Below are 14,180 nucleotides of genomic sequence, written 5' to 3'. Positions count from 1 at the left end.
TGTTTTGGTCGATAACGGCAATGTAGCGGCTATTTAGCGGCTATTGCAGCCCTGCCATCAGCGCCCGCGCAGAAACAGCGCATCCAGCTCCTTCATGCTCAGCTGGCGCCAGGTGGGGCGGCCGTGATTGCACTGGTCGGAGCGCTCGGTCACCTCCATCTGACGCAGCAGTGCATTCATCTCGTCCAGCGTGAGCTTGCGGTTGGCGCGCACCGCGCCGTGGCAGGCCATGGTGGCCAGAATCTCGTTGCGCGCGCGCTGCACCACGGTGCTGGCGTCATGCTGGGCCAGTTCGGCCAGCACGCTGCGCGCCAGCTCCACGGCATCGCCCTGGGCCAGCGTGGCCGGCACGGCGCGCACGGCCAGGGTCTTGGGCGAGAAGGGAGAGACCTCCATGCCCAGGGCCAGCAAGGTCTCGACATGGGCTTCGGCCGTGGCGACTTCCTCGGGCGTTGCGGCAAAGGTGGCGGGAATCAGCAGCGGCTGGCTGGGAATCTGCTGGTCGCCATCTTCCGTATTCACGGCATTCTTGAGCTGCTCATAGACGATGCGCTCGTGGGCGGCATGCATGTCCACGATGACCATGCCCTGGCTGTTTTCGGCCAGGATATAGACGCCGTGCAGCTGAGCCACGGCCCGGCCCAGCGGCCAGACCGGGGTGTTGTCTGCCGCAGCCGTTACGGGTGGTTGAGTTGCCGGCGCTGCGGCATGTTCGGCAGCTTGCATGGCCGCAGCCGGCTCGAGCGGGGCTGCAGCTGCAGCCTTGGCAGCGATCTGCGTAGCGGCTGGTGCTTCCTGCATCAGGGGAGCAGGCGCTTTGCGCTGAAAGTAGCTGGACTGGCCAGAAGGGCGCAGCCTGATGCCTTCGTCCTCGGGCTGAGGCACGGGGCTTGGCATGGCTGTGGTGTTGGTGATCGTGGTCGCGCCGGTGGCCAAATCAGGTGTGGCGGATGTCGCAGGCGTTGACACAGGCGTGGCAGCTGCAGCACTCGCCGGGGCTGCTGCCGCAGTCGCCATCTGGGGCGCGGGCTCTGCTTGCGCAGTGGCTTCGCGCATGGGCTCCCAGAGCTTGGCCAGGTCGCGCACGGGGTTGCCGACGGCGGGTTCGCCAAAGCTCATGCGGGTTTGCGGCCAGGCCGGGGCTGCTGCTGGCTTGTTCGCCGATTTGGCTGCCACAGGCGTGGCAGCGCCGTCGTCGATCAGGCCGGGCTGGCGGGCGGCTTCCTGTGCCGCCGCCTCGACCACGGCCGCAGCGCGCGGCGTGGCCAGCGCGTTCTCGATCGCGTGGCGCACCGCCTGGTGGACTTCACGGCTGTCGCGAAAGCGCACCTCGATCTTGGTGGGGTGCACGTTCACATCCACGCGCGCGGGGTCGATCTCTATGTAGAGCGCGTAGACCGGCTGCTTGTTGCCATGCAGCACGTCCTCGTAAGCAGAGCGGGCAGCATGCGTCAATACCTTGTCGCGCACAAAGCGGCCGTTGACGTAGCAGAACTGCTGGTCGGGACGCGAGCGCGCAGCGTCCGGGATGCCGGCGCGGCCCGTGACGTGGACGGGGCCGGCCCAGTGATCGACGGCGACCGAGTTGTCGACAAACTTGTCGTTGAGCACATCGGCCAGGCGGCGCGACAGGGCTTCGTCGGGCGTGCTGCCGGCAGCGCGCCATTGCTCGACCAGCTTGCCTTCATGCCAGATGGCAAAGCTCACATCGGGCCGGGCCAGCGCATGGCGACGCACGGACTCTATGCAATGCGCGAGCTCGGTGGCATCGGTCTTGAGGAATTTGCGGCGCGCGGGCGTGGAGAAGAACAGCTCCTTGACCTCCACGGTCGTGCCCTGGTTGCGTGCGGCGGGGCGCAGCTCGCCGCTGCGGGCGTCCAGCAGATAGGCCGAGTCCTGGCCTGCGGGGCGCGAGAAGATGGAGGTTTCCGATACCGAGGCAATGGCGGCCAGTGCCTCGCCGCGAAAGCCCATGGTGGCCACGGTTTCCAGATCGTGCAGATCGCTGATCTTGCTGGTGGCATGGCGGCGCAGGGCTACGGGAAGCTCGTCGCGCGGAATGCCGCAGCCGTCGTCTTCCACCGCGATCAGGCGCACACCGCCGGCCAGCAGGCGCACGGTGATCTGGCCGGCGCCCGAGTCCAGAGCGTTGTCCACCAGCTCGCGCACCACGGAGGCGGGGCGCTCGACCACCTCGCCGGCAGCGATCTGGCTGATCAGCTCGTCGGGCAGGTCGCGAATCGGCCGGCGCACGGGGGCAGCCTGGTCGGCGGTTTCGGTAGGGGAGGGGGAGAGTTCGGTGCTGGTTGCGTTCACGGCAACCATTCTAGGCGGCTGTACAAACCGGCCGGCAAGTGAGTTTTTTGGGGAGCGAAAACACAAAGAGCTGCCGGAATAATTCTGGCAGCTCTTCGTTCAGCCCGCAGCGCTCGCAGGGCTTAGCGGCGGCGGTAGCCGCCCTTGGTCAGTTCGTTACCGATCAGCGCACCGGCGGCTGCACCGCCGATGGTGCCCACAGGGCCGCCAAACAGCACGTTGCCCACGGCACCGCCGGCTACGGCACCTGCGCCGATACCGACTTGCTGACGGCTGGGGCCATGGGCGCAGCCGCCCAGTGCCAGGGCGCCAGTCAGTGCGGCTGCCAGAGTCAGGGCCTTGCCATAGCGCATGGTGAATGTCTTCATGTTCGTATTCCTCTCGTCGTGCTAGTTATGGAAAGCGGTCTGGTCTCTGTGCCCACTCCTGCACATGCGGGAGGCTGGAGACGTCGGACTTTGTTGGCCGGGGGGCCGATGTCGTGATTTGCAATGCACGGCTTGCGGCGACACATCTCTACTGTGCCAGCAGAAATGGCAAGCTGACGTATTGTTGACGTTTAGTTTTATCAAAACTTGTAACAAACTACCTTGAAAAGGCCGGCCTTGTTGCAGTCTGCAAGCAGCTGTGAGTTTGCTCTCAAAAACATGGCGCTCGAGCAAGGGGTGGAGCGTCTGCGGGCTTTGGGGGCGCAGTACATTACTGGCCGGCATACGCCGGTATGCCAATCCATTTTTGAGGACCGTGTTTTGGAAATCATTCAGTTTCTGATCGACTTCATCCTGCATATCGACAAGCATCTGGAAGCCTTTGTCGTGGCCTATGGGCCCTGGGTGTATGCCCTGCTGTTCATCATCGTGTTTGTCGAAACCGGTGTGGTGGTCATGCCTTTCCTGCCCGGTGACTCGCTGATGTTCATCGTCGGCGCGCTGTGCGGTGCCGGCTACATGAGTTACCCGCTGGCAGTGGTGGTGCTGCTGGCAGCAGCCATCCTGGGCGACCAGAGCAATTACACGATAGGCCGCTACCTGGGGCCCAAGGTGTTCCAGTGGGAGGATTCGCGCTGGTTCAACCGCAAGGCTTTTGACCAGGCTCACAACTTCTATGAGCGTTATGGTGGCGTGACCATCATCTTGGCGCGCTTCATGCCTTTCATCCGCACCTTTGCACCTTTCGTAGCCGGTGTGGCTCATATGAGCCGTGCCAAGTTCAGCCTGTTCAATGTCGTGGGGGCCGTGCTGTGGGTGGTGGGCATCAGCGCCGCAGGCTACTTCTTCGGCAATATGGAGTGGGTGAAGAACAATCTCGAGAAAATCATCTGGGGCCTGATCCTGGTGCCCGGTTTGATCGCCATCTTCGGTGCCTGGCGCGCCGGCAGGCAGGAAAAGACTGGCAAGCCTGCCTGAGTCAATGATCGGGCATGGAGCAAAGGGGCGCGGCAGTCGCCCCTTTTTTTGTCCCTCTGCCTGGCAGCTCAGTCGCTCACTTCCACAGGCTTGTGACGCGCTTGCGCAGGCTTTTGAGGCTTTGCACGATGCTGCCAAGGAGCACGCTGTCGCTGCTGGCCTCCTTGTCCTCGGCCACAAGGTGACGGTGGGCCAGTTCGGGCGATATGCGAAAGCGTCCGTGCTCCTTCATCGCCGCAGACACAGCCAGTTGCAGAACGCTCTTGCGCAGCGGCTTGGTGGCAAAGCGAAAGATCTGGCTCGTGTTGATGAGACGGATCACCAGATCGGCATCGCTAGCGCGGGTGAGCATGACGGTATTGATCAGCGGGTAGTGGCGCTTGAGCAGATGCAGAAAGTGGCCCACGTCGCTATTGCCGACACGTGCCTCGGTGACGAGCACTCCCACATCGTGGCTGGACAGCAGGTCGATGGCCTCTTTCACCGATTCGGCCGTCAGACAGGCGTGGTCCTCGCGCAGCAAATGGGCTATGGCGTCGAGATCCGAGCGCTGGTCGTCGATGATCAGTACCTGCGGGCGTTGCGCAGCCTGTGCCATGAAATCCTGCACGGCCTGATCGGTCGGGACGGCAGCCACTCGCGCCGCGCTGCCGGCCTGGACGGCAGCGGCGATGATCGCCTGGATTTCCGCATGGTCCCAGGGCTTGTTGATAAAGCGAAAGACCTCTCCCTCGTTGACCGAGCCGACAATCGCCGCCAGGTCCGAGTAGCCGGTAAGCAGCAAGCGCATGGCCGACGGCTGCAGCCTTCGCACCTGGGCCAGAAACTCGATGCCAGTCATACCCGGCATGCGCTGATCGCTGACGACCACATCGATCTGCGTGCTCTGCAGGATCTGGAGACCTGCGGCACCTGAGGTGGCTGTGTGGACTTCGTAGTCCTGACGAAAGATCATGCGTAGCTGGTTAACTACGCGCTCCTCGTCGTCCACAAAAAGAATGCAGGGACGCATGTCCATAGTGGATTTCCTCTTGGGTTCGGTTCCTTGGGGCCGCGCTCAGTCTGAAAACAATGCGTCAGCACTGTTTGCTGCCTTTTCGGGTGTTGTGGCGGCATTGCTCAGGGGGAGCAAGATGGTGAAGACGGTGCCGACATCCTTGACGGTGTCTATCAAGATGCGACCACCGTGCTCTTGAATGATCTTGAAGGAAATCGGCAGGCCCATGCCCGAGCCTTGGCCAATGGGCTTGGTGGTGTAGAACGGGTCGAAGACGCGGGGCAGCACCTCCTCGGGAATGCCGCTGCCGTTGTCCTGAATCTCGATCAGCACCATATGCTCTTCGGGCGCTACGCTGGTGCGCAGCGTGATGACGTTGGGCGTATCGCGCTCGGGCATGGCATGGGCTGCATTGGTGATCAGGTTCAGGAAGACCTGGTTGACCTGGGACGGCGAGCCCGAGATCTCGGGGACCTGGCCGTAGTCTCTGCGGATCTCGATACGGTTCTTGAGCAGGTTGCGCGCCAGCAGCAAAGTGCTTTCCAGACCGGCCTCGACCGAAAAATTGGTGATGCGTTCTCGGTCCAGACGGCTGAAGTTTTTGAGATTCAGCACGATCTCGGAAATCTGTTCGATGCCGTGCACGCCATCACCGAGCAGCTTATTCATTTCAAACATCACCTGCTGGTCGCTGAGGTCGGCAGCCAACTGCTCGATGCGCTGGAAATACTGGTTGAGCAACCGTTGGTCGCGCTGCGGCGCTCGCATGGCCTGGGTAAAGGCCTTGCTGTGCTGGCTCAACTCGTCCAAGGGACCCAGCTGGTCGCGCACGATGCTGAAAGTGCTTTTGACATAGGCCAGCGGCGTGTTGATCTCGTGGGCGATGCCGGCCACCATCTGGCCCAGGGCAGACATCTTTTCGGATTGCACCAGCTGGACCTGCGATTCCTTGAGCTCCTGGTGGCTGCGTTCCAGCGCGGTATTGGCCTGGGCCAGCGTGTTGTTGGTCTGGTTGAGCAACTGATAGTTGCGAAACAGTTTCCAGCCTGCAAAAGCCAGCAGCAGCAACAGCAAGGTCGAGTAAATGGCCAGCGCGCGCTGGTAGCCTTGCAGGCCTGTGAGCAATTGGTCATTTTCTTGCGTGTGGGTGTCGGACAGATCGTCGATAGCCTTCGCGGTCGGCAGGTTTGCCAGCGTCTGAAGCAATTGGTTGCCACGTTCTTGCTGGCGCAGCATGGTGTGGACATGTGCGACAAAGGTGTCGGCCAACGTCTGCAGATCCAGGCTTTGGGCCAGGGCTTGCAGGGCGGTGGCGTTGTCGCTGATCAACTCGCGCAGCTCCGGATCGGGCGTTTGGGCGTAGCTCATGGAGCTGGCCAGTATCTGGTTGAGCAGCTCTTCGGCGTGCTGTCGCTGGCCCGGGGCCTGCGAGTCATTGCGCAGCGCCTGCGCCAGCTCGGTGGCAGCCTGGGGGAGAAAGCGTGATGAGTTCTGCAAGATCGCGTTTTGCGATTTGAAGTGCTCGATCGACGCAATTTTTTGCTCCATCAGCTCGCTGAAGTGATCGAGCAGCGGACGCATGCGGGAGACGCTCTCATGCCTGCCCAGCCAGTATTCGGCGGTGGTTTCGCTCAACTGCTTTTCCAGCTGTGCGATCAGCGGCAAAGGGCTTGCCACCTGATCGTAGTTGGTGCTCAGGCCGGTCTTGGCGCGTAGCACGTCCACGTTCCAATCCGCGTCTACCTGTTTGAGGTTACGCAGCGTGCTAATGATTTCATTGCTGGCGTTGAGGTTGATGGCGCGGGTCTGCAGCACCAGGAACACCAGTACGGCAATGAGCAGGAGTGCGACCAGTGCATAGGCCCAGCGCAGCGAACCACGCCTGGGTATCGATTTTGTTGTCATGGCGTGTTCAGGGTTCCTGAGCCCAATGCTCCAGCGGCTGGCCATCGAGCTCGCCAGTCAAGGTGTGAAGAAACTTGATGATGTATTTCTTGTCCAGCTCAGGGGCACTGCGGCCGAGCTGGTAGCGGAACATCACATCGACTGCGTCTTCAAGCGTCTTGGCCGAGCCGTCATGGAAGTAGGGGGCCGTCAAGGCGACATTGCGCAGGCTGGGGACCTTGAACACATGCTTGTCATCCGGGTTTTTGGTGACGTTGTAGCGCCCGAGGTCGGCGTCGCTCGGCTGGCCTCGCTGGCTGAAATAGTCACCCATGACGCCAAAGGTCTGGAACATGTTGCCGCCGACATTGACGCCCTGGTGGCAGGCCACGCAGCCATAGGACTTGAACAGTTGGTAGCCACGCAGCTCGTCCTGGCTGAGTACGTTCTTGTCGCCGCGCAGGTGGCGGTCAAAGCGCGCGTTGGGAGTGATGAGTGCCCTTTGGTAGCTGGCCAGCGCATCGGCGATGTTGCTGGCATTGATGCCGGTGTTCGGGTAGAGCACCTTGAACTCGGCGCTCAGCGCTGCGTCAGCGGACAATTTGCCCAGCACCTGCGCCCAGGTGGTGTTCATTTCGTTGGGGTCATGCAGAGGGCCTTTCACCTGTTCTTCGAGTGACGCGGCGCGGCCGTCCCAGAACTGGCGAAAGTTGTAGCGGCTGTTGAGCACGGTGGGCGTGTTGACCTTGCCCTGCCGTCCCTGTACGCCGCTGGACAGCGCCTGACGATCGGCTCCGCCCTTTTTCACCTCGTGGCAGCTGGCGCAGGAGATGGAGTTGTCGGATGACAGCCTTGTATCGTTGAACAGCTTGCGTCCCAGATCCACCTTGAGCGGGTTTTCCTGCGTACCGGCCGGAATCGGGGTAATCGGCTCCTGGGCAGTAGCCCAGCCACATGTGGCCAAGGCTGCAAGCAGACCGAGGAATTGAATTTGGCGGTGAAGGCTGATGGTGGTGGATTGGTGGTCCATCTTTCCTGACTCTCCGGTGCGCCAACCGGCTCCCATGCATGACATATGCGAGTGCCAGATGCAGCAGCGGCAGCGCTGGCGCACGAGGACAAGCAGAGCAGGAGGTACCGGATTGGTAATGGACAAATAGTGGGGGTGCACTGGCCTGTGACCAGACGGCACAGTTGCTGCGCCATCAGGGTTGGAGACCCCCTTTTGATTTTTTCTTGCGCTGTTGGGTAGTGGTCAGCGCACTTTTGAGCGATGCCGATGCGTGTGGCAAAGGTCGCTCATTTGAGGGTGGGCACACACTCTTTGGGGTTTGTTCACGCCAAATCAAATGAGTGGTCATTTGTGGCAAAAAATGATGCTGTTTGCTATTTTTTCGTCTTGGCTTAACTGTTTTGCATGTTGTTGTATCTGTGTGCCCGCAGAGCGATCTGCATTTACCCATTTCTTAGTAGATATGGTTATGCCTTCTGCTCACACCCCGTGCCCACGAAGGGCTCCTGTCGCAGCTCGGCCAAGCCCGCGCCTGTATTCCTAAAGCGCGAGTTTTCAAGGACTCGGTAAAGTCCGATGGATCACCGTAGAAACACGCAGCTAGCGCTTCTGGCAAAGGTCAGAAATCAACGTTGCTGCGGTTCACTTGCCTGCTGAATTTGAGTATCCATAAGAAATTGCCCGGGATAAATCAGAACTGTCTGAAAAATCTCGTGAACTGCCAAAGGCATTGCCTGAGCTCAGCAGCATGAGCAAGTGAGATCCGCTCGACTATGCCGGGGCTTTCTCGTTGGACATTCAGATCGGATCGAGGTGCTTATTTGCGCTTGCCTACCTCGTTACCGATCAGCGCTCCTGCTGCAGCGCCGCCTACGGTGCCCAAAGTGGAACCAAACAGTGCATCACCGACCACGCCGCCGGCGACGGCGCCGACACCGGTGCCGATCTGGGCATTGGTGGGCGAGGTGGAGCAGCCTGCCATGGCAAGCGTGAAGGCTGCAGACACGGTGATGGCAAGAGTTTGCAGTTTCATGAGGTCTCTCCTGTACAGCTGCCGTAGAGGCCAGCTTTCATAAGAACACGTCTTGATCTTGAACCTTTTGCCCTGGCTTTCAGGTAGGAGAGAGGGCCAAGCCTGTGTCATTCAGGCTTGGCGACTGTCATCAAACCGGCTTGCCGGCTGACAGCCAGCACGACGGTTTTGTGCAAGTGCGCACTTAAACCGATCGGCTGCGTGCCAGGGGCGGGTTGTGGGCGAAGTACTTGCGTATGCCCGTCATCAGCGCATCGGCCAGTTGCTCGCGATAGGCGGCAGAGGCCAGCTTGGCTTCCTCCTCGGGGTTGCTGATGAAGGCCGTTTCCACCAGCACGCTGGGAATGTCGGGCGCCTTCAGCACGGCAAAGCCGGCCTGCTCCACACGGGCCTTGTGCAGCTTGGCCATGCTGCCAATCTCGCCCAGCAGCGAAGTACCCAGTTTGAGGCTGTCCTTGATCTGGGCTGTGGTGCTCATATCCAGCAGCATGCGCTGCACATGCTGGTCCTGCAGTCCGCCCACGTTCAGGCCCCCCACCAGGTCGGCCTGGACGCGGCGGGCTTTTTCCACGCGTGTGGCCAGGGGTACGAAAAAGTCGGCATCGCGCGTCATGAAGGCGCGCATGGGGCTGCCGCCGATGCGCGAGTTGTTGATGCGCTCGCGCAGCAGATGGGCGACCTTGAGCACCACGTCTTTTTCACGCAGGCCGCTGGGACCGGTAGCACCAGGGTCCTCGCCGCCATGGCCGGGGTCCAGCGCCACGATGATGATGCGGTCCGTGCTTTGCGAGGTGGCAATATTGGGTGCAGGCCTGGGTGCTGGAGCCGGGCGTGGCGCGGGAGCCGGTGGCGGCGGCACGGGCGCCGGTGCCTGTGCAATCACCGCAGGCGCTGGTGCAGGAGTGCTGGGGCGCTGGTTGCGCTGGGCAATCAGGTCCCCCAGAGGGTCGGCCTGGGGCGCTGTCGCAATCGCCGCAGGGGGCGGTGTCGTGATCACGGGATTGTGCGGTGCCGGGGCAGCAGCCGAGCTGCCGGCATCGCGCAAGCGTTCGCTGATCAGGGCTTCCAGCGGATCGACGGCCTTGGCGGGGTAGAGGTCCAGCACCAGCCGGTGCTTGTAGGGAGCAATCGGGGCCAGCGTAAAGACCTGGGGCCTGGCTTCCTGCTTGAGGTCGATCACCAGGCGCACCACGCCGGGCGCAAACTGGCCGACGCGGATGCTGGCGATATTGGGGTCGTCGGAGCGGACCTTGGCCACCAGTTCCTTGAGCGCCGGGTTCAGATCCAGGCCCTCGATGTCGACGGCCAAGCGCGGCGGGCTGGGCACGAAGACCGGCTTGGCCGTCAGCGGAATATCGGATTCCAGCGTGACGCGCGAGTAGTCGGGTGCGGGCCAGACGCGCACGGCCACGATGCTCGCGCCTTGCGCAATATGCTGGCGGCCCAGCAGCAGAACCACGCCGCCTGCCTGCAGCAGATTGCGGCGAGAAAGACCCAGTCGGGAAAGACCCGGCAGGGAAGGGCCCGGTCGGGGCAGGTCCGGAAAAGCCGTGGAGGAAGTTGTTTTGCTCATGCCGTCAATGCTTCAAGCACGGTGCAGCCTGCGGGGGTGCCAGCCTTGAGCGTCACCTGTCGCTGCACATCGTCAATTGCTTCGATATGGATAGCTATATCCGCAACAGGTGTAACCGCTGCAGCCTTTTCGGGCCATTCTGCCAGCTTGAGTCCGGCGCTGGCAAAAATGTCACGAAAACCTGCATCTTCCCATTCACGCGGGTCGTCGAAGCGGTAGAAGTCAAAGTGCCAGATAGAGAGATCGCCGGCCTCATGCGGCTCCACCACTGCATAGGTAGGGCTCTTGATGCGGCCCTGCACGCCCAGGGCGCGCAGCCAGTGACGCACCAGCGTGGTCTTGCCCGCACCCAGGTCGCCATGCAGGGTCACATAGGCGTTGCGCAGCTGTGGCAGGGCGGCCAGTTGCCGGGCAAAGCGCTCGGTATCTTGTTCGCTTTGCCAGAGTATCTGGCGCTGCGCCAGCGCCGATGCGGGCTCGCTTCCTACAATTCGGGGTGTATGTTGAGCAGCAGTCAATTGGTTCCTTTGATGCAAGCCTGGGCTCGCGAGCTGGGATTTTCCCAAATCGGCGTGGCGGGCGTGGATTTGTCCTCGGCAGAACCCGGTTTGCTGCAATGGTTGGCGCAAGGGTTGCATGGCGAGATGCATTACATGCAGGCCCATGGTTTGAAACGAGCCCGGCCAGCAGAATTAGTTCCCGGCACGGTGAGCGTGATTACCGCACGCATGGATTATCTGCCGCGCACGGCCGAGGACGGCTGGCAGGCCGTGGAATGGGATCGGCTCAAGCGTCCGGAGGAGGGCATCGTCTCCATCTACGCCAGAGGCCGCGACTATCACAAGGTGCTGCGCAACCGCCTGCAGAAGCTGGCCGAGCGCATTGCACAGGAAATAGGTCCGTTCGGCCACCGTGCCTTTACCGACTCCGCACCGGTGCTGGAGGCCGAGCTGGCCAGCCGCAGCGGCCAGGGCTGGCGCGGCAAGCACACCCTGGTGCTGAGCCGCGAGGCCGGATCAATGTTCTTTCTGGGTGAAATCTATGTGGACTTTGCACTCGAGCCCACCGCAGCAGTCACGGCGCACTGCGGCAGCTGCTCGTCCTGCATCGACGCCTGCCCCACGGGCGCCATCATCGCGCCGCACAAGGTCGATGCGCGGCGCTGCATCTCCTATCTGACCATCGAGCATGCGGGCAGCATTCCCGAGGAACTGCGGCCCTTGATGGCCAACCGCATCTATGGCTGCGATGACTGCCAGCTGGCCTGCCCCTGGAACAAGTTTGCCCAGCCCAGCGTCTTGCCGGACTTCGACGCCCGCGCCGGACTGGCGGGCACGCAACTGGTGCATTTCCTGGCCTGGGACGAAGCCACGTTTTTGCGCGTGACCGAGGGCAGCCCCATTCGCCGCATCGGACATGCGCGCTGGCTGCGCAATGTGGCTGTGGCCCTGGGCAATGCCTGGCGCGAAACCGGAAGGCCCGAACTCAGGGCCGCGCTGCAGAGCCGGGCCGATCATCCCGACCCTGTGGTGGCCGAGCATGTGGCCTGGGCGCTGGCGCAGCGCGCCTGATTTTGAGTGAAATTGGCCTCTATCGCTTACCAAGTAAGCGCAAGAAGCTATCAGATTCAAATACCGATCAGCCAGAGCCCGAAGGGCAGGCTGAGCACGCCAAGCATCGTGGACAGCGACACCAGACTGGCCACAAACGAGCCCTCATAGCCCATGCGCACAGCCAGCACATAGCAGGACGAGGCAGTAGGCAGGCTGGAGAACGCCATCAGCGCAATCGCCTGCGGCTGGTTGAGGTGGAACAGCTGAACCATGGCAAAGGCGATCAGCGGCTGGATGGCGTGGCGTATCAGCAGCAGCTCGCTGGCCAGCAGCTTGTTGGTGGCCAGTGCACTGAGCTTGAGGCCCGCGCCAGCGGCCATCAGGCCCAGTGCGATCGAGGCAGCGCCGATACGGGCCACGGGAGCTTCCAGCAGGGCAGGAATCTTCAGTCCGGCGGCATTGAACAGCAGGGCGCTGACGGTGGCGATGATCAGCGGGTTGCGCATCAGATGCCCGACAAAATGCTGGTCACTGCCACGCGTCATGGGCCAGACCGCGGCCACATTGAATAGCGGCACGGACACGCCAATCAGCACCGAGACATAGAGCAGCCCGTCCGGCCCAGCCAGGCGCGAAACCAGCGCCAGCGCGATAAAGGAGTTGAAGCGAAACGCCACTTGCGCTGCCCCCGCATAGCTGCGTGCATCGATGCGCCGGCCCAGAAGAGGCAGGTGCGGAAGGCTGTAGGTCAGCGCAATGCCCAGCAGCCCTCCCAGCACACCGGCGGCCAGCAACTGGCTGGCATCGCCCCACTGGATCGGGTTGCGCGTGATGGAGTGAAACAGCAGCACCGGAAACAGCAGGTAGTAGACGAGCTGCTCCACGGCTCGCCAGACGCTGCGGTTGATGGGCGTGAAACGGCACAGCACATAGCCCAGCACGATGAGCGCGAAATCGGGGAAAAGCAGTTCTAGATAGTTCACGGCCTGTAAGCATAGGGCCGGGCATCGGTTTGCTGAGAGAAAGCTGTCGCCAAGTTTCTATGTAGTAATACTTACTGGCGTCGCTCGGTTCATTCGCGCTGAACGTTGATGCGCTTCAAGGAAATGGTGTGAATCTAGGGTAATTACTGAGAAATCAGGGCTAACAAGAATGTGTCGGGTTTTTTGCGGCACGTACCATCAGCCGTTAATTTCAGAACTCATAAGGAGACCCCTTCATGAATCGTCGTATGTGCGTGGGCCTGACAATGGCTCTGGCAACTGTAGGTTTCTCGACTGGTGTGTTGGCAGAGGCCAACTACCCCACCAAGCCCATCAAGCTGCTGGTGCCCTTTGCCGCAGGCGGCACGACCGACATCATTGCGCGTGTGATCGCCGAGCCGCTGAGCCGGGAGCTGGGTCAGTCCGTGGTGGTGGACAACAAGGGCGGCGGTGGCGGCGTCATCGGTGCGCAGGAAACCGCGCGTCAGAAGCCCGACGGCTACAACCTGGGTATTTCCACCCTGTCGACCATGGCCACCAATCCGGCCATCAACCCCAAGACTCCCTACAACCCGCTGACGGACTTCACGCCCATCATCAACATTGCGGCCACGCCCAATGTGATCGCCGTGAACCCCAAGTTCCCCGGCGCGGCCAGCTACAAGGCTTTCGAGGCTGAGCTCAAGGCCAATCCCGGCAAGTACTCCTATGGCTCGTCCGGCACGGGCGGCATCCAGCACATGCTGATGGAGCTGTACAAGTCGCTGACCGGCATCCAGATGACCCACGTGCCTTACCGCGGCGCGGGCCCGGCGCTGAACGACGCGGTTGCCGGCCAGATCCCCATGATTCTGGACAACCTGCCTTCGGCACTGCCCTTCATCAAGGACAACCGCCTCAAGGCCATCGCCGTGGCCGCTCCCCAGCGTCTGGCCGTGCTGCCTGACGTGCCCACCTTCAAGGAAGTGGGTCTGCCCCAGGTCAATCGCATGGCTTCCTACGGCATTCTGGGTCCCAAGGGCATGGACAAGGCCATGGTCGACAAGATCAATGCCGCTGTGAAGAAGGTGCTGCAGGACCCAGCGGTCAAGAAGCGCATCGAAGACACCGGCTCGCTGGTGGTGGGCAACTCTCCTCAGGAATTCGCCAAGGAACTGAAGGAAGAGTACGAAACCTACAAGCAGGTCGTGGCCAAGCAGAAGCTGACACTGGACTAAGCTGCTGATCTGCTGCCGATGCAGTAGCGGATACCGCAAGCCCGAATTGCCTTTGAGGCCATTCGGGCTTTTTTTTATATGCGAGGTCCGGGACAGGGCGATGAGGTGGGCTGATTTCGGCCCTGAGCAGCCAATCGATACACAAAAACAGGGCCGGCCGAGGGGAAGTCAACCCAAGAAGCGTCAATGTGCTCATTGTCCAAGGC

The 14,180-nt window shown here is 61.7% G+C and carries 12 protein-coding genes; 3 read left to right on the top strand and 9 right to left on the bottom strand.

The features are described 5' to 3' along the window. Window positions 1-57 precede the first annotated feature (57 nt). Both mutL and CTATCC11996_RS12025 read right to left on the bottom strand, forming a co-directional pair. Entirely contained in the window at window positions 58-2,325 is a 2,268-nt protein-coding gene (gene mutL, locus CTATCC11996_RS12030; protein ID WP_003076426.1) for a DNA mismatch repair endonuclease MutL, read from the bottom strand. 113 nt (window positions 2,326-2,438) lie between these two features. Continuing rightward, on the bottom strand, window positions 2,439-2,684 hold the full coding sequence (locus tag CTATCC11996_RS12025) for a hypothetical protein (RefSeq protein WP_003057754.1): 246 nt from the start codon (window positions 2,682-2,684) through the stop codon (window positions 2,439-2,441). A 381-nt stretch (window positions 2,685-3,065) separates the two neighbouring features. Here CTATCC11996_RS12025 and CTATCC11996_RS12020 point away from each other — a divergent pair, with 381 nt between their 5' ends. Continuing rightward, on the top strand, window positions 3,066-3,722 hold the full coding sequence (locus tag CTATCC11996_RS12020; RefSeq protein WP_003076425.1) for a DedA family protein: 657 nt from the start codon (window positions 3,066-3,068) through the stop codon (window positions 3,720-3,722). 76 nt (window positions 3,723-3,798) lie between these two features. Here CTATCC11996_RS12020 and CTATCC11996_RS12015 read toward each other — a convergent pair whose 3' ends face one another. The 6 genes from CTATCC11996_RS12015 to tsaE all read right to left on the bottom strand — a co-directional run bounded on the left by CTATCC11996_RS12015 (window position 3,799) and on the right by tsaE (window position 10,739). Continuing rightward, window positions 3,799-4,740 carry a response regulator gene (locus tag CTATCC11996_RS12015; protein WP_003076423.1) on the bottom strand — a complete coding sequence of 314 codons (942 nt, stop codon included), beginning with the start codon at window positions 4,738-4,740 and terminating at the stop codon, window positions 3,799-3,801. 39 nt (window positions 4,741-4,779) lie between these two features. Next, on the bottom strand, window positions 4,780-6,624 hold the full coding sequence (locus CTATCC11996_RS12010) for a DAHL domain-containing protein (RefSeq protein WP_003076421.1): 1,845 nt from the start codon (window positions 6,622-6,624) through the stop codon (window positions 4,780-4,782). 7 nt (window positions 6,625-6,631) lie between these two features. After that, complete coding sequence (locus CTATCC11996_RS12005) at window positions 6,632-7,633, bottom strand: cytochrome-c peroxidase (protein WP_003076419.1); 1,002 nt, start codon at window positions 7,631-7,633, stop codon at window positions 6,632-6,634. Between the two features lie 799 nt (window positions 7,634-8,432). Then, the gene (locus CTATCC11996_RS12000; protein WP_003076417.1) at window positions 8,433-8,648 is read right to left on the bottom strand and encodes a glycine zipper 2TM domain-containing protein; all 216 of its coding nucleotides are present in this window, start codon (window positions 8,646-8,648) and stop codon (window positions 8,433-8,435) included. A gap of 184 nt (window positions 8,649-8,832) precedes the next feature. Continuing rightward, entirely contained in the window at window positions 8,833-10,221 is a 1,389-nt protein-coding gene (locus CTATCC11996_RS11995) for an N-acetylmuramoyl-L-alanine amidase (protein ID WP_003076415.1), read from the bottom strand. Beyond that, on the bottom strand, window positions 10,218-10,739 hold the full coding sequence (gene tsaE / locus CTATCC11996_RS11990) for a tRNA (adenosine(37)-N6)-threonylcarbamoyltransferase complex ATPase subunit type 1 TsaE (RefSeq protein ID WP_003076413.1): 522 nt from the start codon (window positions 10,737-10,739) through the stop codon (window positions 10,218-10,220). The genes CTATCC11996_RS11995 and tsaE overlap by 4 nt, the downstream gene beginning before the upstream one ends. 12 nt (window positions 10,740-10,751) lie before the next feature. Here tsaE and queG point away from each other — a divergent pair, with 12 nt between their 5' ends. After that, a complete protein-coding gene (queG, locus tag CTATCC11996_RS11985) occupies window positions 10,752-11,792 on the top strand; it encodes a tRNA epoxyqueuosine(34) reductase QueG (RefSeq protein WP_003076411.1) in 1,041 nt (346 codons plus the stop codon). Between the two features lie 56 nt (window positions 11,793-11,848). Here the strand turns inward: queG and CTATCC11996_RS11980 are convergent, their stop codons facing one another. Then, window positions 11,849-12,757: an AEC family transporter gene (locus tag CTATCC11996_RS11980; protein WP_003076409.1), complete on the bottom strand. Its 909-nt coding sequence runs from the start codon at window positions 12,755-12,757 to the stop codon at window positions 11,849-11,851. Between the two features lie 236 nt (window positions 12,758-12,993). Here CTATCC11996_RS11980 and CTATCC11996_RS11975 point away from each other — a divergent pair, with 236 nt between their 5' ends. Beyond that, a complete protein-coding gene (locus CTATCC11996_RS11975; RefSeq protein ID WP_034348933.1) occupies window positions 12,994-13,974 on the top strand; it encodes a tripartite tricarboxylate transporter substrate binding protein BugE in 981 nt (326 codons plus the stop codon). Window positions 13,975-14,180 lie beyond the last annotated feature (206 nt).

Origin of the sequence: Comamonas testosteroni ATCC 11996, assembly GCF_000241525.1 — a bacterium.
Lineage (GTDB): Bacteria > Pseudomonadota > Gammaproteobacteria > Burkholderiales > Burkholderiaceae_C > Comamonas > Comamonas testosteroni.
The sequence above is the reverse complement of the archived record's forward strand: the minus strand, read 5'-3'. Positions and strand labels throughout refer to the sequence as shown.